The sequence below is a fragment of the Rahnella rivi genome (assembly GCF_019049655.1).
In the GTDB taxonomy this organism is placed as follows: Bacteria; Pseudomonadota; Gammaproteobacteria; order Enterobacterales; family Enterobacteriaceae; genus Rahnella; species Rahnella rivi.
Map to the genome: position 1 here is coordinate 347,557 of NZ_JAFMOX010000065.1, position 23,440 is coordinate 370,996.

The window sequence follows — 23,440 nt, forward strand, 5'->3', positions numbered from 1 at the left end:
GACTGCTTTCATCTTTTGGCAGCCGGAGATCCGGCTTCCGACTTTCACATGTTGTTTATGACAGGAGCACGATTTATGCCAAATCAGGAAATCACCTCCGCCACGGCGTCTTCTGAACAGAGCGCCGGGATCATCAAGCCTTATTACAGCCCGCGGCTGTGCAATGATGATTTAGCGCCAACGCGTCACCAAAACTGGAGCTGGTACAACATCTTTTCTTTCTGGATGTCCGATGTGCACAGCATGGGAGGCTACGTGGTGGCGGCGAGTTTCTTCACACTCGGGCTGACCAGCTGGCAGGTGCTGCTGTGTTTGCTATGCGGGATTTGTATTGTGCAGATTTGCGCCAACCTGGTGGCGAAACCGAGCCAGCAGGCCGGTGTGCCCTACGCGGTGATTTGCCGTCAGGCGTTTGGCGTGTTCGGGGCAAACATTCCGGCGGTGATCCGCGGGCTGATCGCCTTCGCCTGGTACGGCATTCAGACCTATCTGGCCGCCAGCGCGCTGATGCTGGTATTGCTGAAGTTTTTCCCGTCAATCACTCCGCTGACCGTGCCGCACTGGCTGGGGCTGTCGGCGCTGGGCTGGATCTGTTTTGGCATTATGTGGGTGTTACAGGCCATGGTGTTCTGGCACGGCATGAGCGCGATCAAACGCTTCATCGACGTGGCGGGCCCGGCAGTGTATGTCGTCATGCTGATGCTCGCGGGCTGGATTTTGTATAAAACCGGCCTGAGCAATATCTCTTTCACGCTGTCGACGAAAACGCTGACCGTCGGCCAGCAGGGCTGGGAAATGCTGACGGCCACCGCGCTGGTGGTGTCTTACTTCTCCGGCCCGCTGCTGAACTTCGGCGACTTCTCGCGTTATGGCAAAAGTATGAGCGAAATCCGTCGCGGTAACCGCTGGGGCCTGCCGTTTAACTTCCTGCTGTTCTCCATTGTGACCGTGGTTATCGTGTCAGGGACACAATCTCTGTTCGGCCAGATGATCACCGATCCTATCGAAACGGTCAGCCGCGTCGGTAACAGCGTGGCCGTAGCGCTCGGCCTGCTGACGATGATCATCGCCACCATCGGGATCAATATCGTTGCGAACTTTGTCTCACCGGCTTTCGATTTTTCTAACTGCTCGCCGCAAAAAATCAGCTTCCGCACCGGCGGGATGATCGCGGCCGTCGGCTCTGTTCTGCTGACGCCGTGGAACCTGTTCCAGTCACCGGAACTGATTCACTACACGCTGGACGTGCTGGGCGCGTTTATCGGGCCACTTTTCGGGATTTTGCTGGTGGATTATTACCTGATCAAACGCGGCCAGATGGATGTCGATGCGCTGTTCAACGCCACACCTTCCGGACGTTACTGGTACCGCAACGGCTTCAACCCGAAAGCGATCGCGGCGCTGGTGCCTGCTGTGGTGATTGGTTTGGTCATCAGCTTTACGCCGGGCCTGCATCAGGTGGCGAACTTTAGCTGGTTCATTGGCGCACTGTTGTCCGGTGGCTGTTACCGGTTTATTGCACGTCACGATCGTGTAAGCCGCCATGAGCTGGGGTATCTGAAAGCCGAAGCGGAATAAACAGAACAGAGAAGGAAGGAAAATGCCAGGACGGCAGAAACGACGAAGCCCTGAGTGATTTCTCACTCAGGGCTTCTGAATAGTGGCGGAACGGACGGGGCTCGAACCCGCGACCCCCTGCGTGACAGGCAGGTATTCTAACCAACTGAACTACCGCTCCGCGTTTTGTTCTGGTTAAGAACGGAGCGGATAGTAAGGAATCCCCGCGACGCCGTCAATGCTTTTCCTCTCGTTTTCAAACAACTGCACAGTTTTTCTGCATCCTGCATATTTTAAGTGCAACAGCCTGAAAAATTCGACTCAGGAACGCCACAAACAACTGCCGCCTTTTTTCACGACCAGATCAAGACGCTCTTCATGCCACGCCAGCTCCTGCTCGCTGGCGTTGATCACTTTGAGGCCGGACGCCGGACGCGCGATCCGCTGGATCCCCTGCCCGTCCGCACCGGTGTTTTGCTCACCTTCGTGGGTAAACTTGATGCTGGTCTGGCCGCCGGTCATCATCAGATACACTTCGGCCAGGATTTCGGAGTCAAGCAGTGCGCCGTGCAGCGTACGTTTGCTGTTGTCGATCAGGTAGCGATCACTCAGCGCATCGAGGTTATTACGTTTGCCGGGAAACAGCTTACGCGCCATCGCCAGACTGTCGGTGATTTTACAGAACGTCTCGGTTTTCGGCAGATTACGGCCCAGCATGTCGAACTCGTAATCCATAAAGCCGATATCGAACGTCGCGTTATGGATGACCAGTTCGCCGCCACGAATGTATTCGATAAAATCGTCCGCGACCTCGGCAAACGTCGGTTTGTCGGCGAGGAATTCATCGCTGATGCCGTGAACGCCAAAGGCTTCCGGGTCGATCAGGCGATCGGGCTTGAGATAAACGTGAAAATTGCGGCCGGTCAGGCGGCGGTTCACCACCTCAACGGCACCGATTTCAATAATCCGGTGCCCTTCGTAATGGACGCCGAGTTTGTTCATACCGGTGGTTTCGGTATCGAGAACAATCTGTCTGGTAGGAGAAGAAATCATATTGCAGTGCTCGCAGCGCTCGTTTATGTCAGACTTGGCTTTTACATTTGATGGAAGAGTCTACCAGAGATGACCAAACAGGTAGAAATTTTCACCGACGGCTCCTGCCTGGGTAATCCCGGCCCCGGCGGTTTCGGTGCGATTTTACGCTATAAGCAGCATGAAAAAGAGTTCAGCGCCGGTTTCCGGCTGACCACCAATAACCGCATGGAAATGATGGCGGCAATTGTGGCACTGGAAGCCTTGTCCACGCCGTGCGAAGTCACGCTGAGCACCGACAGCCAGTATGTGCGCCAGGGCATTACCACCTGGATCCATAACTGGAAAAAACGCGGCTGGAAAACAGCGGACAAAAAGCCGGTGAAAAACGTCGATTTGTGGAAGCGTCTCGACGCCGCCATTCAGACACATCAGCTGAACTGGATGTGGGTGAAAGGCCACGCCGGTCATCCGGAAAACGAACGCTGTGACGTGCTGGCAAAAGAAGCGGCGGGCAATCCGACGCTGGAAGATGTCGGTTATCAGGCCGAGAATTAACGCCGCAGGAACCACACCCTGTCCCCGCCGCCCCTCATCAGAGGGACGGTGTAGAACTTTAGTCCCGATGTTCTTCCCGGTAACTTTTCGTTGCCCCCACCGCCTGGGGTATTTTTTGTTTCTGCGCGGGCACTTTTTTCGCCATCGGCGTCAGCGGGAAAGTCCGCTTGCGGGCAATAATCAGCGTCATACAGCCCAGCGCGGGCAGATGCGTACTCAGCAGTTTCCCCCCGTTTTTCCTCCACGGCAGCACATGAAAACGCCGGTGAACCATCACTTCGTAATTCAGTAAAGACAGCCAGTCAAGTAACCGCATTTGGGTGAACAGGCGGCTGCTGTAGGGCTGACGTTTGCGAAAGAACGGCATCAGTTTGCCCAGCCCCAGCAGGCTCAGGGGATTGAAGCTGCTTAACACTATCCAGCCATCATCAATCAGCACGCGATCCACTTCACGCAATATGCGGTGCGGGTCTTCGGCGTAGGCCAGCGTATGGCTGAGCAGGCAGGCATCGACAGATTTTGCGGCGAACGGCAGAGAGTAAGGGTCGCCTCTGACGTGCATCCCTTCTCCCTGCGAGGCGAAATTGACCTGATGCGAAATAGGACAGGCTTCGGCATTGAGTTCGGCACTTAATGCGCCGATTTTCAGCAGGTGAAAACCGTACAGTTTTCCCCACCAGGGTTGCAGTTGTTGCTCAAGCGCGGCACGGTAGTAGTCGCCGCACGGGATTTCATCCCATGAAGCCGGAGCAACAATGTTCTTACGGGCGCGGGCGGGTCGCATATTTTATTATCTTCTTTCAAGCAGTTGCCAAAGAGAGGTTGCCATGAATCTTATCAGTATTCCTGCGTTACAGGACAATTACATTTGGTTGCTGGATGACCAGAAAGGGCATTGTCTGATCGTCGATCCGGGCGAAGCGGCGCCGGTATTGGCCGCGTTAAAATCGCACAATTTAACCCCTGATGCGATCCTTCTCACCCACCATCATCATGACCATGTGGGGGGAGTAAACGAGATTTGCAGCCATTTTCCTGCTCTGAAAGTGTACGGACCTCACGAAACTGAGAGCAAATTTAGTCAGATTAGTCTTAAAAACGGTGACAAATTGGAAATTGGCGGTCTGGAATGGCAAATCTTTGCTACCCCCGGGCACACTCTTGGTCATATTTCATACTATAGCGCACCTTATCTATTCTGCGGAGACACGATGTTTTCAGCCGGATGCGGCCGTTTGTTCGAAGGGACCCCCGAACAAATGTACCAGTCGTTTCAACGGTTAGCTGCACTGCCTGACGAAACATTCGTCTGTGCCGCGCATGAATATACTCTCTCAAATCTTAAGTTTGCGCGGTCCATTTTGCCCGAGGATCATGATATTCATTCTCATGAGCACAAAGTGCAACAAATGCGCGAAAAGGGACAATCTTCCCTGCCTTCTACCCTCGGTCTTGAACGGAAAATTAACCTATTTTTACGATGTGATGATCTTGATTTACAAAACAAATTAAACCTTAACGATCCCTTAAAACCCGCCTGGCACGTTTTCGCCCATTTAAGGGCTCTCAAGGATAGCTTCTGAACCCAAAGGTTGTGTTTTTCTTCTTAGCAAAGTATTATCGCTCGTCTTTTAAGCAACTATGACACACACATGAAGGCATATGCGATCCTAATAATCGCCTCCATGTTGCTCACCGGTTGCCAGGCGTCCAGGCAGGGCGCGAAGGTACCCGAGCAACATGCACAGAGTTTGTCTTCAGCAAGTCAAAGTGAAGAAGCAGGACAGTTCACAGGTGATGGCCGAGCGGCCTCTGGGGGATGGTTGGATGGAAACGACGCCGCCTCTCAGCAAAACCTGTGGAACTTCATTGGCGACGAGCTGAAGATGAAGGTTCCGGATAACCCCCGGATCCGCGAGCAAAGAGTTAAATATTTAAAACATAAGAGCTATCTCCACGATGTAACATTACGGGCAGAGCCGTACATGTACTGGATCACCGAGCAGATTAAGAAACGTAAGATGCCGATGGAACTGGTACTGCTACCCATAGTGGAGAGCGCTTTTGACCCCAAAGCAACCTCATCAGCTAACGCTGCTGGGTTGTGGCAGATTGTGCCGCAGACGGGTCGCAACTATGGTCTGAAACAAAACCAGTGGTATGACGGACGCCGCGATGTTGTGGCTTCGACGACTGCTGCGCTTGATATGATGCAACGCCTGAACAAGATGTTTGGCGGCGACTGGTTACTGACCGTGGCTGCGTATAACAGTGGTGAAGGCCGCGTGATGCAAGCGGTGAAAGCGAATAAAGCAAAAGGTCGACCTACGGATTTCTGGTCTTTGGCACTGCCGCGTGAAACATCGATTTATGTTCCGAAGATGTTAGCGCTGAGTGACCTCTTAAAGAACAGCAAGAAGTATGGCATCAACCTGCCGAAACCGAGTGAAGACCGTGCTCTGGCGCGTGTTGAAGTCGGACAGCAAATGCAATTAACGCAGGCCGCTGAAATGTCAGGTATGTCACTGACCAAGCTGAAGTCGTTTAACACTGGCTACAAGAAGAATGTGACCGCGCCGAATGGCCCGCATTACATTGTTCTGCCGAAGGCGCATGCCGACCAGTTAAAGGATTCTCTGGCTGATGGCGATATCGCCGCAGTGCAGCAAACCCAACTGGCCAGCAACACTCCGTCAGGGGCAAAACAGTACAAGGTTCGCTCCGGCGACAGCTTGTCTGGTATTGCAGCCCGACTGAATGTGAAAACCCGTGATCTACAGCGTTGGAACAATTTGCGCTCAGCAGGCGCGTTAAAAGTTGGGCAAACACTGCAGGTGGCGGATAACAGCGTCAGCGATACCAGCGTAAACGGTGGCAGCATCACTTATCAGGTACGTAAAGGCGATTCGTTGTCGAGCATTGCCAGGCGTCACGGCGTGAACATCAAAGATGTCATGCGCTGGAACGCGTCAGCAGACAACCTTCAGCCAGGCAAAAAGCTAACGCTGTTTGTTAGCAACAAAATGAGCCCGGAAACCTGACAGGTTTGGACCATAAAAAAGCACCCTGAACATTCCGGGTGCTTTTTTTTATCCAAAATTTGGGAAGGGCTTTTTTACTGCACCAGAGGTTTACCGGCCAGAAACTCTACGCGCAGCGGATTATGGTCAGACGCACGGGTTTCCATGACGGAAGCGTGAGTCACGCTCAGGTCGCGATAGAAGATGAAATCGAGCGGTCTGCCAAAGGCGCGTTTACGGTAATCCGCCGGGAAACGCACTTCTTCCAGATGAATATTCCCCGCGAAACCAAACAGCGCGTTGATACGCTGTTTGCTCCAGGCATTGAAATCCCCCGCCATGATCACCGGGCCTTTATGGTTCGCAATCTGCTCACCAATCGGGTCAAGTTGCTTGCTGTAAACGTCGATCCCAATACTGAAATTGACCGCATGAATGTTTACAACCATCAGCAGACGACCATCCAGTAACGGATAGACGGTGACTAATGCCGATTTTGCCAGTCTGAGCAGCGGCTCACGCTCACGCAGAGGGCAACAATAGACCGGGTGTGCCGCAGACAGTGTCATCACGCCAGAGGGGTGCTGAGGCAGCATAAACGCAGGCACCTGATCGGCTGCCAGATAGTTGGACGTGGCATAACGGATCAGTTCCGGCGTGGTTTGCGCTTCCTGAAGTAATACCAGTTGCGCATCTTTGCCGAAATCACGCAGGACTGACAACCAGTCAGCCCGCTGCTGTTTGAAGATATTCCACACCATGACGCGCAAAATATTCGAGTTAGGAAGTGCGGCACCCGGCGGCAAATCTGGCCCCAAATGTGCGAGGGCGCCTGGGAAAATTTGCTCAGCGGGCTGACCTGCCACATACCTCATTGCATATGTTTTTTTTCGCACGCTAATCGCCTGTTCACTCATTCAATGATGCTATGTGAGAGATCATCTCTCAACGAAAGTTCAGTATACGCCCGCAGGCGCTCAGGCCAAATCTGTTTACAAGGGTATACAACCCGCCTGTTCCCCTAAAGGCTAGCATAAAAAAAGCCCCGCCCATTACCGGACCTGATTCGATGGCGGCGTTGATCTGCTTGTGCTTAAATGACAGAAATATCAGATGATTTATGCTGGAGTAACATCAATGCGAGCCAGTTCTGAAGAGTTGATGACCTTTGTGACCGTGGTGGAAAGTGGCAGTTTTAGCCGTGCGGCGGAACAGCTTGGGCAGGATAATTCAGTCGTCAGCCGGACGCTGAAACGGCTGGAGCAAAAGCTTGGGATCACCCTGCTCAACCGTACTACGCGCCAGATCAGCCTGACACATGAAGGCGAACGGTATTTTGTTCGCGTGCAGAAAATCCTGCATGACATGGCTGCCGCCGAAGACGACTTACTGGAAAACCGCGACGATCCGCAGGGATTGCTGCGCGTAGACGCCGCCACGCCGGTGATCCTGCACGTCATTACCCCGCTGGTGGCTGAATTCACCGAACGCTTTCCGAAGATGTCGCTGGCGCTGTTTTCTTCCGAGAGCAACATCAATCTGATCGACCACAAAGTTGATGTGGCGATCCGCGTCGGCGAGCTTGAGGATTCAAGCCTGCGCGCCCGCAAACTGATGCTCAGCTACCGCAGCGTGCTGGCCTCGCCGGAATACCTGAAAAAATGGGGAACGCCGCAAAGCGTCGACGCGTTACTGAAGCACCGTTGCCTGGGGTTTAACGAAGTGGTCGCGCTGAACAAATGGCCGCTGCTGTGCGCCGATGGCCAGCAACTGACGATCACCCCGTTTATCAGTTCCGGCAGCGGCGAAACGCTGCGCAGGCTGTGTTTGCAGGGCAACGGTATCGCCTGTCTGTCGGATTTCATGACCGATGAAGATGTGCAGCGCGGGGATTTAGTCAAACTGCTTGCGCCGGATGTCATGCGCATCGCGATGCCGCTGCACGCGGTGTATTACAGCGACCAGCGGGTCAGTACCCGGATTCGGAGTTTCATTGATTTTTTAAGCGAGAAGCTCGGGGATTCTGACAGGAAATAATTCTCGATCAGGTGATGCCGGTTTCGCGGAAATGTCGGTTCACCGGCTCCCGGCATCAAAGGATGTCCAGTCGCGCTGACGCTGAGAAATAAGCATTTCGCTGGCGGATTCAAACCGGTATTCCTGCGGCGCCCCGACGCCTTGCGGAACGGCCACCGCGCTCATCACCGTGCCACGCCTTGCACACCATAACCGGCTGCCGGTCGCTGGCTGCGAGGTAAAACGTCTTGCGGCGGGGTCGAGATGAAGGCGGTCCATTTGCCAGACGCTTGCGCCCTGCTGTTTCAGCCACGCCTCACGTAAACACCAGAGCTGCCAGAAGGCAGTCTGCGAATCGGTCTGCTCTACCATCCACCGGAATTCGCCAGCGCTGAAGGCCGCCTGCGCGATAGCCAGATAACGCGGACGCGGGCGCATCTGCTCGACGTCACATCCGGTTTGTCCGGCGTCGCACAGAACCAGTTCCAGACAGTTTTTACTGTGGCTGAGGGAAAAATGCGGCAGGGAGGGATCGACAAACGACGGTTTGCCCGTGGCGGAAATCTGCATAGCGGGCAGCATTTCACAGCCTTTAAAAGCCCACATCGCTTGCGCCAGCAGCGCCCTTCCCGCAAGCCATTGCTGCCTGCGGGCGGGGTTCATGCTTTCACTTTGCGCGAGGAGGTCTGCGGGCAAACGCGACAGCGGGAAGCGGTCGTTCAGCTGTGCCGTCACGAAATACGCAGACGTCATCAGTTATGGCCAGCGACGGAAAACCAGCGACGTATTAATGCCGCCAAACGCGAAGTTATTCGACTGAATAAACTCGGTCTGAATATGACGCGATTCGCCCATGATGTAGTCCAGTTCGCCGCACAGCGGATCCGGCTGCGTCAGGTTGATGGTTGGAACAAAGCGATCTTCGCGCATCATTTCCAGCGACATCCAGGCTTCCAGCGCACCACAGGCGCCGAGCGTATGGCCGAAGTAACTTTTCAGCGACGAAATCGGCGTTCTGTCGCCAAAGACCGCCGCCGTCGCCTGACTTTCCGCGATATCCCCGCGATCGGTTGCCGTACCATGCGCACTGATGTAGCCAATCTCCGCCGCAGAAATACCGGCGTTTTTCAGCGCTTTTTCAATGCAAATTTGCATGGTGGATTGCTGCGGCTGAGTGATGTGCGCAGCGTCGCAGTTGGTGGCGAACCCGACGATCTCGGCATAAATTTTCGCACCCCGCGCGCTGGCGTGTTCGAGGGATTCGAGGATCAGCGCGCCAGCACCTTCGCCAATCACCAGCCCGTCACGCTGCGCATCGAACGGACGAGGAGATAATTCGGGATGATCGTTTTGCTGGCTGGTAGCGAACAACGTGTCAAAAACCGCGGCTTCCGACGGGCATAACTCTTCCGCACCGCCCGCCACCATCACGGTCTGGTAGCCGTGTTTGATCGCTTCATACGCATAGCCGATGCCCTGGCTGCCCGATGTGCAGGCACTGGACGTCGGGATCACCCGTCCTTTCAGACCAAAGAACAGACCGGCATTCACTGCCGTGGTGTGCGGCATCATCTGCACGTACGTGGTGCCGGTGATGTTGTTGGTGTGCTTTTCCGTCAGCATGGTGGCGAATTCGCTGACCGGCCCGGTGCTGCCGGTGGAAGATCCGAAGGCAATGCCGGTTTCGCCGTTGGTCAGGATCGGATCATCAAGTAAACCCGCCTGTTCCAGGGCCAGTTCCACCGCACGGGTAGACAGCAGCGAGACGCGCCCCATTGAACGGATGCGCTTGCGGGTGTAATGCGCCGGGACAACAAAATCATCCACCGGCGCACCAAGATGCGTATTCAGCCCCTGATAAATCAGCCATTCGTCCATGTGGCGAACCGCGTTACGCCCCTGCTGCAGGCGGGCGCTGACGTCGTGCCAGTGATTACCGAACGCCGTAATTCCTTTCATGCCGGTGACGACTACACGGTGTGTCATACCATGCCTCCGTTGATGGAAATCACCTGACGGGTAACATAGCCGGCAATATCTGACATCAGATAGCTCGCCAGGCCCGCCACTTCATCGGCATTGCCCATACGTTTGAGCGGGATCATACTCATCGCCGCGTCGAACGCCGGTTTCTCCATCTCCAGCATGCCTGTATCGATAAGCCCCGGCGCAATGCAGTTCACGGTGATTTTGCGTTTTGCCAGCTCCAGCGACAGCGCCTTACAGGCACCGATAATGCCCGCTTTGGCCGCGCTGTAATTGACCTGCCCGCGGTTACCGGTGATACCCGAAACAGAAGACAGCGCAATAATGCGCCCGCCCTGACGCAGCCCGATCATCGGCATAACGCAGGGATGTAACACGTTATAGAAACTGTCGAGATTGGTGTGGATCACGCCATCCCAGTCTTCATCGGTGAGTGCCGGAAACGCCGCATCGCGGGTAATACCGGCGTTATTAACCACGCCGTAATACGCGCCGTGCGCCTCAATATCACGCTCAATTACCTCGCGGCACTGCGCACGGTGGCTGATATCAAATTGCACAATACGGCCACTGCCGCCGAATCCGGCGATCTGCTGCAAGGTATCTTCAGCCCCTGTTTTATCGCTGTGGTAGTGAATCGCTACCTCAAAACCGTCTTTCGCCAGCCGGATGGCAATGGCTTTACCGATCCCTTTACTGGCGCCGGTGACTAATACTGAACGCGTCATGCCTGCATCCCCTGAGTTAATTTTATTATTTCGTCCTTGTCTGGCTGATAAGTATTCAGCCGTCCCTGTGCAACCTGTAGGTTGTCTTGTTCACCCTTAATACTGATAACACCTTCAAAACTCGCGATTTTTTCATCGCGTAATACCATCGATACTCTGATTAATAATTCACTGCCCGCCGCAAATTCCGGGACGGCGCATTTAAGACCACGTCCGCCCAGCAGCATGCCTAATTGTGGCGGCTCGCCAGATTGTGCGCCATGCCAGCCGCTCCACACGCCGATCGTCTGCGCAATCAGCTCGAGGGAATACCACGCAGGCAACGCACCGTCCGCATTCAGAAAGGGGGCCAGTACGCTGTCCTGGCTCACCAAAACGCTGCACAACGCGGTGTCGCGGGTCACTTCAATCACGTTTTCCAGCAAGACCATCGGCTCAGCGTGAGGTAAAAAATCCGCCGCGTTTTGATAACTCATGACGGCCTCCCGATCAGAATGCTGGCATTGTTGCCGCCAAAGGCAAAAGAGTTAGACAGGATCACCGGTCTGGCGAGCGGTTGCCCGGTCGTAGCCAGCCAGATATCCGGCAGGCTGACATCGCGCGAAATCTGTGAAAAATCCTGATGCGGCAGATGAAGAGCCTGCGTCAGGATCAGCCAGCTGAGCGCGGCTTCCGTCGCGCCGGCGGCACCCAGCGTATGGCCGGTGAGATGCTTGGTCGAACTGCACGGCGTGCTGTTGCCAAACAGACGATGTATGACAGCGGCCTCCACCTGATCGTTGAGCGGCGTCGCCGTGCCGTGAGCGTTGATGTACCCCACGTCGCTCGCGGTCAGCCCGGCCATTTTCAGCGCCATCGTGATCGCCCTTTCCGCCCCGAGCCCTTCCGGATGTGGCGCAGACATGTGCCACGCATCGGAAGATTCTCCGACGCCGAGCAGTGCGACCTCTGCCGGTTCGCGGGTCAGTAAAATCAGCGCGGAGGCTTCACCGATATTGATGCCGTCGCGCCCCTGTCCGAACGGGGCGCACCGCCCATGCGATAACGATTCCAGACTGTTAAAGCCGTTCACGGGCATGCGGCAAAGGCTGTCAGCACCGCCGACAATGGCCGCGTCCACCAGCCCGGCTTCGATCAGTCGCTTGCCGCTGATGATCGCCCGCGCACTGGAGGAACACGCGGTAGACAACGTGTACGCAGGGCCGCTCAGATCCAGCAATTCAGCCATAAACTGCGACGGATCGCCAAGCTCCTGCTGGCGGTAATCGAAGCCCGGCGGGAATTCACCGTGCTGATGTAAATAGCGCACGGCCTCTTCGCCCTCAGCAATGCCAGAGGTGCTGGTGCCCATGATCACCGCAACGCGATCTTTGCCGTACTGCGCGATCGCCGCGCTGACCTGAGATTCGATCTGCGCCAGCGCGGCCAGCAACAGCTGATTATTCCGGCTGCGGTGCGCCATCAGATCACCCGGGATCGCCGGCAGATCGCCCGTGACGGTGCCAAGCCAGACCGGACGGTTTTCCGTCAACCAGCCTTCCTGCAATGACATGCCAGGCGCAGTGCCCGCCGTGAGGTTTTGTGCGATCTGTACAAGATCGTTGCCCAGCGCGTTCACCATGCCCACGGCCGAAAAGTAAATCATGTTAGCCACCGACGTTCTGGATAGTTATCTGGTAATGAAAAGCCTGCTGGGTGATCGACACTGGCTGGCGGGTCGCGCCTTTCGGCAGATAGTCGATGCGGGTGATCGTCGCCCCGTGGTTATCCAGCAACGTGCGGCGAAGCGGTTGATCGTCCAGCCGCCAGCCCGCAGGAAGCAGCGGCTGCCAGCGTTCGACCGGCCAGTAGCTCAGCATGATATCGGCCAGAACCTGATTTGCAGGAGGTAAACCGTCAATTTTTATGGCCTGCTCGGTGTGGATCCCTTGTTGATCGTAGACCACTTTGAACAGACGGATCCCCAGCGGAGAGAGCCCGGCCAGTTGCAGCGATTTGCCATCGGCATTAAGTAAGACCAGCAGCGACTGCTGTTTGCCCTTCACGGTGGCCGTCAGCAACTGTTGCTGACTCACCGGCTTTTCCAGCAGCGGCGAGGGTAATTTCACCTGAACGCCGGGTTTCAGCCAGGCTTGCGGCAGCGTGCTGGCCGGAGGCTGCGTGGCACAACCGCCGAGGCTAAGCACCAGCCAGGCCAGAAGTGGCAACGTGAATCGACTCATTTTCTACGTCCTCGTTTTTTAACCGGCAGAGTCAGCGGTGAGAGCAGGAAGGCCGTCAGAATGCCAAAACTCAGCACGATGCCAAAACTGCTGATCGCCTGCGTGGCGCTGAATACCAGCATCCCGAAGGTCAGCAGCGTCGTCACCACCGCCATGAATACCGCAAACATCGAGGTGGTCGGTGTGCCGCGCGGATTGGTGAAAAACAGCGTGTAGTTAATGCCAATGCCCAGCACCAGGATCAACGCCAGCAAAGAAAACAGATTGAGATTATGCCCGCTGTAGCCGAGCGCCGCGATGCCCGTCGCCAGTGATAAAACAGTCGGCACCAGACAAATCAGCCCGTGCGGCAGGCGGAAACGCCAGAGATACATGACGGCAATCACTGCCACGGCCAGCGCCAGAAGGCCGGTCAGATAAACCCGGTATTGGGAAAAGAGATCGCTGAACTCGGTTTTACGGTCAATCCAGCCCGCGCCCGGCGAGGAATCCGCCAGCGCTGCCATCGCGGCGCTGTCGTGAACGCCACTGACAGGAATGAGTGTCGCGCTGCTCCCGTCCGGCAGGGACAACCATAATAACCGCCAGCCCTGACTGATGACGCTGTTAAGCCACATCGGAACATCGACCGTTTGCGGACGTAAATCGGGCACAGAAACGCGGATGCCCGCCTGCGCTAACTGAGCCACAATCTGCGGCGCACGCTGCCTGAGCAAGGTTAAATCGCGCTGCTGCTGTGCCTGGGAGGGCAACCCGAGCATCCGGTAGCCGTCAATCACGCCGCCCGTTTTTGCCTGCGCCAGCTTTGGCCGTAACGCTTCGAGGCGTTGCAGCGTTTGCTCGGCATTTTCGCCATACACCACCAGCCATTTCTGATCGTTAGTTTGCCCGGTCAGCGCGGCAATCTGCTGTTCCTGCTGCTGTAACGCGGCGGGCAGCGATTGTAAATCAGCAATATCATCATTGATTTTAAGCTGAGCTATTCCGCCCGCTGCCACCAGTAAAATCAGGACGGGTAAGCCGATGCGCACCGCTTTCTGGCTGCGCCACGCCAGCAACCAGCGGAAAATCAGGGCAAGCCCCGGTGTCGGCCCTACCGGCAGGCGTTTTGATAAATACGGATACCAGCACATCACCGTTATACAGGCGGCGCTCAGCCCGGCCGCGGCGAATACCGCCAGCTGTTGCAGGCCCGGAAAGGGCGCGATCAGCAGCATCAGATAGGCGGCCACCGTGGTCAGCAGGGCCATGGATAATGCCGGGAACAGTTTTTTCAGGCTGTCCAGCGGCGTGGTCGTGTCGCCGTGAACCCGCCGCTCGGTGAGGAAATAAAGGGTGTAGTCAGCGGAGATCCCGACAATGCTGGTACTCAGCACCAGCGTCATTATGTGAATTTCGCCAAATACCCATAAGGTAAAAACGGTGCCGGATAATGCGCCAATGGCGATAGAAAGCAGACTGAGCAACAACGGCAGCACCGAGCGGAACATCACTAAAATCAGTACGAATACGCCGATCACCGACGCCGCGCCAATGGTGGAAAGATCGTGTTCAGCCTGCTGGCTGGCATAGTTGCTGTAGAAAATTGTGCCGCGCGCCAGCACTTTCGCCCCCGGCCAGCGGGTTTCAAAGGCCTGTTTCACCGCATTCAGGCTGACGACCGTCTGCCTGCCGGTGGTGATGTCATACGAAGAGGCTTTCAGCTCACCGTGTACTAAATACCAGCTGCGCCCCTGCTTATCACGGGCCATCAGCCAGCCCTGATCGAGCGTCATGCCGCTGCTGTTTTGCTGCTGCGCCATCTGTGACGCGCGGACCAGCAACAGCGGGTCGTGAGTCAGTTCTTTGCCACTGACGCCGGCAAACGCCGAGTAGAGCTGACCGAGGATCCACTGGCTTTGCGCCTCCGCCCCGGTTGTCAGCCGCTGGCGGGTCGCTTCATCGAGCAAAGCGTTACGGTGTTGAAAAAAGAACGTGCCCCACTCCTGCTGGCGTTGAGCATCCATCGGCCCTTCCACCTGACTCAGTTCAGGCAACGCCTGCAGCTGTTTCAGCCAGTCGTCAAGCGGCGCAATGCCTGCGCCCTGCGGCGGGCTGACCAGCCACATCAGCTGACGGTCGAGGCGCTGCGTGAAACCTTTTACAAACTCCGGCGGAACGGTGGTGTTCTGCTGTTGCGGCAGAAGCGCCAGCACGCTGCTGTTAATCTGACTGCGCGGCAGCAGCCAGAACAAGGCGGCGACCAGCAAGGCGATGATCAGCAGCCAGCCCAGTGCGAGGCGACGATGAAGTTCAGGACGCAAAATGGCGTTTCTCGGCGTCAGTCAGCTGGGCTGGCGCCGTTTGCTGGTTGAAGAAGCGGATATGCGTGGCGTCGCCCTGCATGTCATTAATATCGATATTGTTCAGGTAAGTTTCGCCATGCAGCGTGATGCTGCGGAAAAGACGGTTAAGCGGCGAGACTTTCGGCGTCAGGACAAGCGTCCAGGCGCCCTTTCCCTGATCGGTGAAACCGAGCGTGAAATTCTGCTCCAGCACGCGGCGATCGGCATGAAACAAGGCGCTCAGCAGCGAGTTGAACTGAAACATCTGCGGGTTGCTTTGCGCGGTGACGACCTGCGGATCCTGCCCCGCCATGATCTGCACCATGCGATTTTCGGTCAGTAATAACGTCAGGCTGAACGGTTTCTCCTGCTGCCACCACAGCCCTTGCTGTTGGGCGATCACCAGATTTCCGCTGGAATTCAGCGGTTGCGCCATACCGCTGATGGTCCGCTGCTGGGCAAACTCGGCTCTGAGTACCGGCACCTGACTAAAACGCTGCTGTAACTCTTCCAGCGTGACGGCCTGAGCTGCCACGCTGAACACCGCCAGCAGGATAAATAACAGTGATCTCACAGGCTGACTCCCGTTTTATCGAACAACACCTGTGGCGAGACAAAGCACATCTCTTTGGTGGTGGCATCCACCGCCACCTGCAAGGTGTAACCGGTGGTGGTGCGCTTACCGGTTTCGATGTCGAAAATCTGATAGCCGATCCGCAGACGGTTTTCGATTTCCTCCAGCTGTGCGCGCACTTCAATGCGTTGCTCGAAGACAACCGGCGCGATGTATTTCAGGCGGGTATCGACGATTGGCCAGACGTAGCCTGACGCCAGCATCTGACGGTAACCGTAATCAAACTGCTTCAGCAATTGCTCGCGCGCAACTTCCAGATAACGGAAATAGTTGCCATGCCACACCACGCCCATCGAATCAGCATCGTGAAAAGGCACGGTGATTTCCACGCGGGTGGAAAATCGCGGATCGTTAAATTGTGGGTCAAGTTTGGACGTCATATCAGTCAGGTTTCCCTTCAGGGGCGTCATCCGCTGGATGCTGCCAGAAATCATAAAAATTGAACCAGTCATGAGGCGCCAGCAGGCTGTAATGCTCAAGACGAGCGGCGTAACGATCGACTGCGTCCTGCAACGCGGGCAGGCGCTGAGCGCGTGGCAGGATCAGCGGGTCGGCAAAATTTTCACAGTAAATGTGCAGCTGCCGTTGCTGCATGATGCCAAACATCAGCATCACCGGCGCACGCAGCGCTGCCGCCAGAATAAAAGGCCCCTGCGGAAACGCGGCCGGCTTGCCAAGAAAATCACTCCAGATCACGCGGGCGTGTTCACCGCGCTGATGACTGCTGGCGGAGGTACGATCGCCGACGATCGCCACCCATTCTCCTGCATCAAGCTTTTCCTGCAACAGCATCGCCGTATCCGGCCCCATCTTGCTCACCTGGATCAGGTTCACCACCGCCTGCGGATTGATCTCTTTCATCACCTGATTAAAGCGCTCGGCATTGTCGGTGAAAACCAGCGCATTGACGATGATCCGGTGGTTGAGCGCACCCAATGCGCGGCAGGATTCGATATCGCCCAGATGCGAGGCCAGAATAAGCGTTCCACGCCCCGAGGCGATGTGTGCCTCGCAAACCTCAGGATTAACCAGCACGGCGTCGGTCAGGGTTTTATCGCCCTGCCAGCTCGCCAGCTTGCTCAGCAAGGATTCACCAAAACGCATGAAATGACGGAACGTGCCGGTGGGATAAGGCAGAGTCAAATTTCGCTGCGCGGCGGTGTGGCGGATACGGTCAAGGTAACGGGCTGATGCCCTGCGCTGAGTCTTACCGGTTAGCCAGAAATACGCGATTACCGGGTAAAGCAGCAGACGAAATGCGCGGTATCCCAGCAGGCGATACACCTTCATCATCAGGCGAATGCCCCACAGCCCCTGACGCTCAGGCGTGGCTGACCAGTGCTGACCGGCAGGCAGATTTTGTCGCTGGCGCAGTAAAAATCCCACGCGCGGCAACATGCCAAAGAACAGCCGGGTGTGCATCCATGAAATCTTGATGTTGTCTTTTACGGCATCGAAATGCGAAAGGCCGTCAGCCGGATAGGTCACCTTCGTCGGCAGGAAGCGGCTGCGGGTGCCTTGCCAGTAAAGGCGCACCATAATCTCTGTGTCGAAATCCATCCGCTGCCCGAGGGAATGACTGGCCATCAGCGCCAGACAGGGTTTGAGAGGGTAAACACGAAAACCACACATGCTGTCTTTGAGTGAAAACGATAAGGTTTCGACCCACACCCAAAAATGCGTGATGTAACGGCCATACAGCCGCGATTTAGGCACGCTGTCATCGTAAACCGGCTGACCGGAGATAAGACAATCCGGATGGCGGCGGGCTTCGTCCAGCATGGCGGGAACGTCTGACAGCTGATGCTGACCGTCGGCATCAACCTGAATGGCGTGAGTGAAGCCTTTTTCGGCTGCCAGACGCAATGCCTGCATGACCGCCATCCCTTTGCCCTGATTCGACGGCAAACGCGTCAGGCTCATCCACGGCATCACGGCAGCCAGCCGTTGCAGCTCATCGGCAGTCGCCACATCACTGCCATCATCGACGACGAGGCAGGTCAAACCCAAAGGCCGGAGATTTTCCAGCACGCGTGCCATCATTGCGCCGTGGTTGTAGCACGGAATAATCATGCAGGGAGAAAAAGCCTCGTGCTGATTCATGGACATAAGCTGATTTTCCCGCTGCTGGCGACCACGTCGCCCAGACTGTATCGGAAAACCAGCCGGTGTTTTTCTTTCAGCCAGTCAATCTGCACCCTGACGGTTTCACCGGGCAACAGAGGCCGCTGGAATTTCACCACTTCCATACCGGAAAACCTGTTGTCCAGCCCGAAAACGGCACTGGCGTATTCCATCACCCAGTTTATCTGCGTGACGCCCGGCAAAATCGGCGAGGAGGGAAAATGACCTTTGAACCAGAATAAATCTGCCGGAAGCCGTAATTCGAGGATCAGGCTGCTGTCGCTGATTTGTTGCTGACTGAGCACTTCAGGCATCTTCATAAAAACATTTCCTGTAATTCAGCCGCAGCGCGCTTGCCTTGCTGGTTGAGAGGGATGGCCGGGACAATGCGCCAGTAACGCGGCAGAGACACCGGCGACAACCAGTCACGCAGCGCTTGCCGAAGTTGACCGATAAAAGGGTTCTGCCCCTGCGCCCGGTATTGCTGTTCACCCGCTGGGCTCAGAACCAGCACTGCCGCGATGCAAACTCTACCCTGCTTTTCTATGGTCATGATACAGGCTTCGGACACCGCCTCCAGTGCGCACAGGCGTTGCTCTATTTCACTGAGCGAGATTCGCTGCTCGGCAATTTTCACAATCCGATCTTTGCGTCCCAGCAAATGGAAATGCCGCCGGTCTGGCAGAATGTCGACCTCATCACTGAGAATCATGCCTTCAGGTTGCGGGATTAGCGGGGACATCAGTGCAACGTGGCCATCCAGACGGTGTTCGAAAGCGATGTCGCTGAACAGCGTCCAGGGCTCATCAGACTGGCGATGGGCGATCACCCCCGTTTCTGTCGTCCCGTAAATCTCCTGCGGAAAACAACCACAGGTTGTCGCAGTTAATTGCGCACCCTGACGGGGCAGCGGACCTCCGGCAGAAAAGACGCACCTCAGGCTGGCCGGTTCCAGCGCAGGGTCCAGTCGTTTAAGAAACGCCGGGCTGCTGGTCAGCACTAAAGGGCGGACGCGGGAAAGCGTCACCAACTGCTCATGGTATTCGACACTTTTCACATAAAAAGGCAGACCCAGCGTCAGGGGCAACATGAAGGCGAAAGTCAGCCCATACATATGATGCGGGGCAACGGTCGCCGCAAAATAACTCCCCCGGAGATCTTCACCCCAAAGCGCAGCAAGCCACCGGCTTTCACATTCGAGAGAGGAAACCAGTTTAATGATTTTTTGCGGTTTGCCGGTTGAGCCTGAGGTAAATAAAATCAGCGATGCATTTTCCGGCCATGCCGGTAATGATGAAAAGGAGGGGGTGGTATCACAGGGAAAAGTCAGTGTCGGGCAGCCGGGTGACAGCGGGAGATCGGTGATCAGCGCGTCGAACTCTTCCAGCTGCTCTGCCAGGACGGCCTGACGAAAATGGCCGGGCAACACCGGCGTTCTTCCACTGTAAATCACCGCCAGCAAAGCAACGGCGAAGGCATAATTGTCTTGCAGGCAAATCGCCCAGCGCTGATGTGGGGTGACGGTTATCTGACTGATGAGTGAGAGCACATCGCGGCGTAACTCACCCTGCCGCCATGACCGGGTTTCGCTCCAGGCAACCAGATGATCATCGGCTCTTTGTGCACTCAGCCACTGGCCCATTGGGAGCGTCATAACCGTTGCAGACGCTTTCTGACTATCCATTCAATACCCATCAATAAGCCGATTAGCAGATAACTTACCCCGCCGTTATACAGCGCCCAGAGAGCCACATCACCTTTAAGGCAGGTATATAAAGCGAGAAAACCGTTACACACAAAAAAGAGGCACCAGACTTGCGTGACGCGCCGGGTATAAATGACACCTGCAGGGGATAAATCCGGTTCACTGAGTCTGGCCAGGCGCTCAACAACAGATTGCCGCGCGCGTAATGAACTGAAAAACAGAATAAACAGCAAGGTATTTACCGCAACCGGGTAATACAACAGCAAGGATGTTTCGCGTAACAACGCACTGATCGCCACCAGGACAATGCCCGCCGCAGCAATCGCTTTTCCAAAGAAGGTGAGCTGGCTGAGCTTACCGCGAAAAGTCAGCAGGCGCAGAATAAAAACCAGCCCCAGCAACGGGGCAAGAATGCCGATCCCCCAGGTTTTTAAACCGCTCCATACCGCGACGGGATAGGCAACTATCGCCACGATCGTTACCCAGCGGATAATCGTGGCGACCCTGTTACGGGCTTCAGACACGGCGATTACTGCGCAGGCGTGTTAAGTAATTCATCAATGGCATCCACAACATCCTGAACGGTGCGCACCGATTTAAACATTTCAGGTTTAATCTTTCGCCCGGTGGTCTTCTGCAAATGAACAACCAAATCCACAGCATCAATGCTGTCTAATTCCAGATCTTCATATAATTTTGCATCTGGTTTGATATCACTTTCATCCACTTCAAACAGCTTGATTAATAACTCGCTAATTTGATTGTAAATTTCTTGCTTCTGCATAGGAATCTCTTTAACCACGCTGCACTGATATAAATCGGGCGAGGGTTTCAACAGAATAAAAATGCTCACGCATTTCCTGGCTTTCTGCCGAAAGGGTCACGCCGTATTGCTTTTTGAAAGCCAAACCTAATTCAAGGGCATCAATAGAGTCTAGTCCTAAACCATCACCGAAAAGTGGCGCCTCAGTCTCTATCTCATCAGGCGTCATACCCTCCAGATTGAGGGTGGTGATGATAAGTTCTTTTATCTCGTGGCTTAATGGATCCATGACTTATTTCTCGTTATTTTGAATATTGCTGCGCATCAGCTCGGTGCGTAAATGCTGTGTCAGGCGTCTTGCTGCCAACGCTGGCGAAAGATCATGGTCATCCATAAAATCGATAACGTTAACTTTATCGGCAACCGTAATAATAAATTGAGGTTTGACCCGCGGAATTTGATACCACTTCCCCTGCTTGGTCAGCATCGGAGGCTGACAGGAGATATGAACAATCCGCACATCACAACCCGCCCTCACCGCAATATTTGCGGCCCCGCGTTGCAAGGTCATTTCCTGGCCTGGCAAAGATCGCGTGCCTTCCGGGAAAATCAGCAGGGTTCCACCGGCTTGCAAGCGGGCTTCACAGGCCAGCAGTAATGTTTCCGAACCGGCATTCACCAGATACCCCGCCGCTTTGATCACGCCGCGCAAAAACGGGTTCTGTAATAAAGCCTGCTTGACGATGCAATCACAGCGCGGCATTCGCGACGCAAGGATCACATAGTCGAGAAGGCTTGGATGGTTAGCCACGACCAGACAGCCAGTATCCTGCTTAAACTTCTCATCACCGATGAAGCAAAAATCCATCACTCCAAATAGCCGCAATCCACCCAGGAAAAAACGGAAGCTGTTACGGATACTGTTTAGCGTCATACGGTGCAAAGTTTCAGGCTGACGAATGACGAGCCGCAACAGGTTAAACCATATGATTGAAAGCAGCAGTCCGCCGATTCCGAAAAGCGCAAAAAAGAGGCCTGTTACCCCCCATCGCCACACCCGGTTCACAAGACAAAACGCATCATAGGGCAACCCAGAGACTCTTCTCACAAATTATGCTTCCAGTGCCAGCGTTGGCCATTATTCATATCAACATAAAAGGAAGGAGACGAAGTGAGATAACCGCGCAAGAATTGCAGACTCTGAGGAACGTTCTGCACACAGTCATTGCCCGTGGAAAGTATGTCACTACATTGCCAGCCATCACCAGCGGCTAATAATATTCCTACAGCATAAGGTAAAAACTCAGAATTTACCGATTTGTCATAAATAGCAGGTATTTCACCGTCAAAGTCGATCAACATGACACGCGCTGCCCCGCCAGCCAGCATTGATTGCGCTTCGATTATCCCTTGCTGGAAACTATTGCCGCCTGCCGCTAATGACGTCACAGGCAGCGGGTTTTTACTGATAATGGTCAGCCAGCCAGCGGCAGTATTATGCACTGACATTGAGAATTCAGTCGGCGAAGTAGGGAGATTTTCGGCCAGGGCATTCAGAATTCGCCCTGAGCGCTCAAGCTCACCATGACGGCTGGTAAAAATAGCCGCATCGATATCATGCGCAGCGAGTAACGAAAGGCCCGTTTCAACGGCAAATCGACTTCCGATACTCATACGCCGTGCAGCCATCATCGGGATCTGCGGTGTCTTGGGATGTTCACCGGAAAAGTGAACAATATCAGACTGATTAGCCCACTGGATCCAATGTTCACAACTGTCTTTTCCCGGAGCGAGAGCCTGCCAGTCAAGTATATCCAGTGAGAATTTCATGGTGACTTATCTTAATAAATTTGCCGGGTTAAGATTCTATGACATTTGACTGAGGATGGCATCTGCAATCTATGAAATCGTCATCGCTAAATTTATTTTGGTTTATATTTTAAAACGTAAGAAATATTAGCATTTAATATCAGTTTTAATAAACCGAGCATGTTCATTAATATAGAAAATACCCACGGGTATTTCTCAAACAAAACATAAACGAGATTGGTTATTATTCTTTTAGTGTTTATTAGCCAAAACTGATATTAAATTTCACTTAACTCCCGCATCAGATAAATCGCAGAGGTTAACTTAATAAACGTTTAAGGTCAGTATTGGTTAAAAAGCGCATACGAGCTTAAAGTTTCCGAGCAAAATGCGCACAACCTGCTGAAAGCAGACGCAAAAAAACCCTGAATCTTTCGATTCAGGGTCTATGCAATAAGTGGCGGAACGGACGGGGCTCGAACCCGCGACCCCCTGCGTGACAGGCAGGTATTCTAACCAACTGAACTACCGCTCCACCGGTTCTTTCACACCCATCAGAAATCGTCTGATACGCGTTTGTTCCTGTTATTTTCCTTGTCAGGGGAAAAGGAACTAATTTGATGCCTGGCAGTTCCCTACTCTCGCATGGGGAGACCCCACACTACCATCGGCGCTACGGCGTTTCACTTCTGAGTTCGGCATGGGGTCAGGTGGGACCACCGCGCTACTGCCGCCAGGCAAATTCTGTTTTATCCATAACGCGCACCTTAAGTCAGGCTTGCACTACGAACCAATCTCGGAACATTCAGCTGAAAATCTACTTCAGAGCCACTCTAAAACACCTTTGGTGTTGTAAGGTTAAGCCTCTCGGGTCATTAGTACTGGTTAGCTCAATGCATCGCTGCACTTACACACCCAGCCTATCAACGTCTTAGTCTTAAACGTCCCTTCAGGTGGCTTAA

The 23,440-nt window shown here is 54.7% G+C and carries 25 protein-coding genes, 2 tRNA genes and 2 rRNA genes; 5 read left to right on the forward strand and 24 right to left on the reverse strand.

The genetic code is table 11. From position 1 onward, the window contains the following. The first annotated feature begins 75 nt into the window (after window positions 1–75). Entirely contained in the window at window positions 76–1,578 is a 1,503-nt protein-coding gene (locus tag J1779_RS20880) for an NCS1 family nucleobase:cation symporter-1 (RefSeq protein WP_056781589.1), read from the forward strand. 83 nt (window positions 1,579–1,661) lie between these two features. Here J1779_RS20880 and J1779_RS20885 read toward each other — a convergent pair. Together J1779_RS20885 and dnaQ are read right to left on the reverse strand one after the other, a co-directional pair. Next, a tRNA-Asp gene (locus tag J1779_RS20885) sits at window positions 1,662–1,738 on the reverse strand. A 140-nt stretch (window positions 1,739–1,878) separates the two neighbouring features. Then, complete coding sequence (gene dnaQ, locus J1779_RS20890; protein WP_056781591.1) at window positions 1,879–2,610, reverse strand: DNA polymerase III subunit epsilon; 732 nt, start codon at window positions 2,608–2,610, stop codon at window positions 1,879–1,881. A gap of 69 nt (window positions 2,611–2,679) precedes the next feature. Between dnaQ and rnhA the strand changes: the two genes are divergently transcribed. After that, window positions 2,680–3,147 (forward strand): ribonuclease HI, encoded by a 468-nt coding sequence (rnhA, locus tag J1779_RS20895; protein WP_056781594.1) that lies wholly within the window; start codon window positions 2,680–2,682, stop codon window positions 3,145–3,147. Between the two features lie 58 nt (window positions 3,148–3,205). On the opposite strand, the gene J1779_RS20900 is transcribed toward rnhA, so the two are convergent. Next, window positions 3,206–3,931 carry a class I SAM-dependent methyltransferase gene (locus J1779_RS20900; RefSeq protein WP_122097352.1) on the reverse strand — a complete coding sequence of 242 codons (726 nt, stop codon included), beginning with the start codon at window positions 3,929–3,931 and terminating at the stop codon, window positions 3,206–3,208. A 43-nt stretch (window positions 3,932–3,974) separates the two neighbouring features. Here J1779_RS20900 and gloB point away from each other — a divergent pair, with 43 nt between their 5' ends. After that, the gene (gloB, locus tag J1779_RS20905) at window positions 3,975–4,730 is read left to right on the forward strand and encodes a hydroxyacylglutathione hydrolase (protein WP_217204664.1); all 756 of its coding nucleotides are present in this window, start codon (window positions 3,975–3,977) and stop codon (window positions 4,728–4,730) included. A 69-nt stretch (window positions 4,731–4,799) separates the two neighbouring features. Continuing rightward, on the forward strand, window positions 4,800–6,188 hold the full coding sequence (gene mltD / locus J1779_RS20910) for a murein transglycosylase D (RefSeq protein WP_056781602.1): 1,389 nt from the start codon (window positions 4,800–4,802) through the stop codon (window positions 6,186–6,188). 74 nt (window positions 6,189–6,262) lie between these two features. Here the strand turns inward: mltD and J1779_RS20915 are convergent, their stop codons facing one another. Continuing rightward, window positions 6,263–7,063, reverse strand: coding sequence for an endonuclease/exonuclease/phosphatase family protein (locus J1779_RS20915; RefSeq protein WP_072158198.1), 801 nt, complete (start codon window positions 7,061–7,063; stop codon window positions 6,263–6,265). Window positions 7,064–7,304: 241 nt separating this feature from the next. Here J1779_RS20915 and yafC point away from each other — a divergent pair, with 241 nt between their 5' ends. Then, window positions 7,305–8,204 (forward strand): DNA-binding transcriptional regulator YafC, encoded by a 900-nt coding sequence (gene yafC / locus J1779_RS20920; RefSeq protein ID WP_217204665.1) that lies wholly within the window; start codon window positions 7,305–7,307, stop codon window positions 8,202–8,204. Between the two features lie 39 nt (window positions 8,205–8,243). On the opposite strand, the gene J1779_RS20925 is transcribed toward yafC, so the two are convergent. From J1779_RS20925 to J1779_RS21020, 20 genes are all read right to left on the reverse strand, one after another. Next, a complete protein-coding gene (locus J1779_RS20925; RefSeq protein WP_217204666.1) occupies window positions 8,244–8,936 on the reverse strand; it encodes a 4'-phosphopantetheinyl transferase superfamily protein in 693 nt (230 codons plus the stop codon). 3 nt (window positions 8,937–8,939) lie between these two features. Then, entirely contained in the window at window positions 8,940–10,169 is a 1,230-nt protein-coding gene (locus J1779_RS20930; protein ID WP_056781611.1) for a beta-ketoacyl-ACP synthase, read from the reverse strand. Further along, entirely contained in the window at window positions 10,166–10,897 is a 732-nt protein-coding gene (locus J1779_RS20935; protein WP_217204667.1) for a 3-ketoacyl-ACP reductase FabG2, read from the reverse strand. The genes J1779_RS20930 and J1779_RS20935 overlap by 4 nt, the downstream gene beginning before the upstream one ends. Then, window positions 10,894–11,373: a hotdog family protein gene (locus J1779_RS20940; RefSeq protein ID WP_217204668.1), complete on the reverse strand. Its 480-nt coding sequence runs from the start codon at window positions 11,371–11,373 to the stop codon at window positions 10,894–10,896. The genes J1779_RS20935 and J1779_RS20940 overlap by 4 nt, the downstream gene beginning before the upstream one ends. Next, on the reverse strand, window positions 11,370–12,542 hold the full coding sequence (locus tag J1779_RS20945) for a beta-ketoacyl-[acyl-carrier-protein] synthase family protein (RefSeq protein ID WP_056781617.1): 1,173 nt from the start codon (window positions 12,540–12,542) through the stop codon (window positions 11,370–11,372). The genes J1779_RS20940 and J1779_RS20945 overlap by 4 nt, the downstream gene beginning before the upstream one ends. A gap of 1 nt (window position 12,543) precedes the next feature. Then, entirely contained in the window at window positions 12,544–13,119 is a 576-nt protein-coding gene (locus J1779_RS20950; protein ID WP_056781621.1) for a DUF3261 domain-containing protein, read from the reverse strand. Continuing rightward, the gene (locus J1779_RS20955; protein WP_217204669.1) at window positions 13,116–15,422 is read right to left on the reverse strand and encodes an MMPL family transporter; all 2,307 of its coding nucleotides are present in this window, start codon (window positions 15,420–15,422) and stop codon (window positions 13,116–13,118) included. The genes J1779_RS20950 and J1779_RS20955 overlap by 4 nt, the downstream gene beginning before the upstream one ends. Beyond that, window positions 15,412–16,017 (reverse strand): LolA family protein, encoded by a 606-nt coding sequence (locus J1779_RS20960; RefSeq protein ID WP_122097345.1) that lies wholly within the window; start codon window positions 16,015–16,017, stop codon window positions 15,412–15,414. Before J1779_RS20960 ends, J1779_RS20955 begins: the two co-directional genes overlap by 11 nt. Continuing rightward, a complete protein-coding gene (locus J1779_RS20965) occupies window positions 16,014–16,457 on the reverse strand; it encodes an acyl-CoA thioesterase (RefSeq protein ID WP_122097344.1) in 444 nt (147 codons plus the stop codon). The genes J1779_RS20960 and J1779_RS20965 overlap by 4 nt, the downstream gene beginning before the upstream one ends. 1 nt (window position 16,458) lies before the next feature. Then, window positions 16,459–18,180: a glycosyltransferase family 2 protein gene (locus tag J1779_RS20970; protein WP_238485246.1), complete on the reverse strand. Its 1,722-nt coding sequence runs from the start codon at window positions 18,178–18,180 to the stop codon at window positions 16,459–16,461. Further along, window positions 18,177–18,521, reverse strand: coding sequence for a 3-hydroxyacyl-ACP dehydratase FabZ family protein (locus tag J1779_RS20975; protein WP_217204671.1), 345 nt, complete (start codon window positions 18,519–18,521; stop codon window positions 18,177–18,179). The genes J1779_RS20970 and J1779_RS20975 overlap by 4 nt, the downstream gene beginning before the upstream one ends. Further along, window positions 18,518–19,855, reverse strand: a complete 1,338-nt coding sequence (locus J1779_RS20980; protein WP_217204672.1) for an AMP-binding protein — start codon at window positions 19,853–19,855, stop codon at window positions 18,518–18,520. Before J1779_RS20980 ends, J1779_RS20975 begins: the two co-directional genes overlap by 4 nt. Next, entirely contained in the window at window positions 19,852–20,430 is a 579-nt protein-coding gene (locus J1779_RS20985; protein ID WP_056781636.1) for a COG4648 family protein, read from the reverse strand. The genes J1779_RS20980 and J1779_RS20985 overlap by 4 nt, the downstream gene beginning before the upstream one ends. Before the next feature lie 5 nt (window positions 20,431–20,435). Next, window positions 20,436–20,690 carry an acyl carrier protein gene (locus J1779_RS20990; protein ID WP_122097331.1) on the reverse strand — a complete coding sequence of 85 codons (255 nt, stop codon included), beginning with the start codon at window positions 20,688–20,690 and terminating at the stop codon, window positions 20,436–20,438. A gap of 10 nt (window positions 20,691–20,700) precedes the next feature. After that, window positions 20,701–20,958: a phosphopantetheine-binding protein gene (locus J1779_RS20995; protein ID WP_056781640.1), complete on the reverse strand. Its 258-nt coding sequence runs from the start codon at window positions 20,956–20,958 to the stop codon at window positions 20,701–20,703. Window positions 20,959–20,961: 3 nt separating this feature from the next. Beyond that, window positions 20,962–21,777, reverse strand: a complete 816-nt coding sequence (locus J1779_RS21000; RefSeq protein WP_056781642.1) for a lysophospholipid acyltransferase family protein — start codon at window positions 21,775–21,777, stop codon at window positions 20,962–20,964. Next, window positions 21,774–22,499, reverse strand: a complete 726-nt coding sequence (locus tag J1779_RS21005) for a beta-ketoacyl synthase chain length factor (protein ID WP_217204673.1) — start codon at window positions 22,497–22,499, stop codon at window positions 21,774–21,776. Before J1779_RS21005 ends, J1779_RS21000 begins: the two co-directional genes overlap by 4 nt. A 437-nt stretch (window positions 22,500–22,936) precedes the next feature. Beyond that, window positions 22,937–23,013: transfer RNA gene (locus tag J1779_RS21010), tRNA-Asp, on the reverse strand. An 87-nt stretch (window positions 23,014–23,100) separates the two neighbouring features. Next, a 5S ribosomal RNA gene (rrf, locus tag J1779_RS21015) occupies window positions 23,101–23,216 on the reverse strand. 116 nt (window positions 23,217–23,332) lie between these two features. Then, window positions 23,333–23,440: ribosomal RNA gene (locus tag J1779_RS21020) — 23S ribosomal RNA — on the reverse strand; the annotation flags it as partial.

What these genes read in the sequence shown, in the direction of transcription:
- J1779_RS20975 (WP_217204671.1), bottom strand. Translation starts at nt 18,521, where the DNA reads ATGAAGATGCCTGAAGTGCTCAGTCAGCAACAAATCAGCGACAGCAGC.
- J1779_RS20970 (WP_238485246.1), bottom strand. Translation starts at nt 18,180, where the DNA reads ATGAATCAGCACGAGGCTTTTTCTCCCTGCATGATTATTCCGTGCTAC.
- gloB (WP_217204664.1), top strand. Translation starts at nt 3,975, where the DNA reads ATGAATCTTATCAGTATTCCTGCGTTACAGGACAATTACATTTGGTTG.
- J1779_RS20935 (WP_217204667.1), bottom strand. Translation starts at nt 10,897, where the DNA reads ATGACGCGTTCAGTATTAGTCACCGGCGCCAGTAAAGGGATCGGTAAA.
- J1779_RS20930 (WP_056781611.1), bottom strand. Translation starts at nt 10,169, where the DNA reads ATGACACACCGTGTAGTCGTCACCGGCATGAAAGGAATTACGGCGTTC.
- yafC (WP_217204665.1), top strand. Translation starts at nt 7,305, where the DNA reads ATGCGAGCCAGTTCTGAAGAGTTGATGACCTTTGTGACCGTGGTGGAA.
- J1779_RS21005 (WP_217204673.1), bottom strand. Translation starts at nt 22,499, where the DNA reads ATGAAATTCTCACTGGATATACTTGACTGGCAGGCTCTCGCTCCGGGA.
- J1779_RS20900 (WP_122097352.1), bottom strand. Translation starts at nt 3,931, where the DNA reads ATGCGACCCGCCCGCGCCCGTAAGAACATTGTTGCTCCGGCTTCATGG.
- mltD (WP_056781602.1), top strand. Translation starts at nt 4,800, where the DNA reads ATGAAGGCATATGCGATCCTAATAATCGCCTCCATGTTGCTCACCGGT.
- J1779_RS20980 (WP_217204672.1), bottom strand. Translation starts at nt 19,855, where the DNA reads ATGACGCTCCCAATGGGCCAGTGGCTGAGTGCACAAAGAGCCGATGAT.
- J1779_RS20925 (WP_217204666.1), bottom strand. Translation starts at nt 8,936, where the DNA reads ATGACGTCTGCGTATTTCGTGACGGCACAGCTGAACGACCGCTTCCCG.
- J1779_RS20940 (WP_217204668.1), bottom strand. Translation starts at nt 11,373, where the DNA reads ATGAGTTATCAAAACGCGGCGGATTTTTTACCTCACGCTGAGCCGATG.
- J1779_RS20965 (WP_122097344.1), bottom strand. Translation starts at nt 16,457, where the DNA reads ATGACGTCCAAACTTGACCCACAATTTAACGATCCGCGATTTTCCACC.
- J1779_RS20880 (WP_056781589.1), top strand. Translation starts at nt 76, where the DNA reads ATGCCAAATCAGGAAATCACCTCCGCCACGGCGTCTTCTGAACAGAGC.
- J1779_RS20990 (WP_122097331.1), bottom strand. Translation starts at nt 20,690, where the DNA reads ATGCAGAAGCAAGAAATTTACAATCAAATTAGCGAGTTATTAATCAAG.
- rnhA (WP_056781594.1), top strand. Translation starts at nt 2,680, where the DNA reads ATGACCAAACAGGTAGAAATTTTCACCGACGGCTCCTGCCTGGGTAAT.
- J1779_RS20945 (WP_056781617.1), bottom strand. Translation starts at nt 12,542, where the DNA reads ATGATTTACTTTTCGGCCGTGGGCATGGTGAACGCGCTGGGCAACGAT.
- dnaQ (WP_056781591.1), bottom strand. Translation starts at nt 2,610, where the DNA reads ATGATTTCTTCTCCTACCAGACAGATTGTTCTCGATACCGAAACCACC.
- J1779_RS20995 (WP_056781640.1), bottom strand. Translation starts at nt 20,958, where the DNA reads ATGGATCCATTAAGCCACGAGATAAAAGAACTTATCATCACCACCCTC.
- J1779_RS20950 (WP_056781621.1), bottom strand. Translation starts at nt 13,119, where the DNA reads ATGAGTCGATTCACGTTGCCACTTCTGGCCTGGCTGGTGCTTAGCCTC.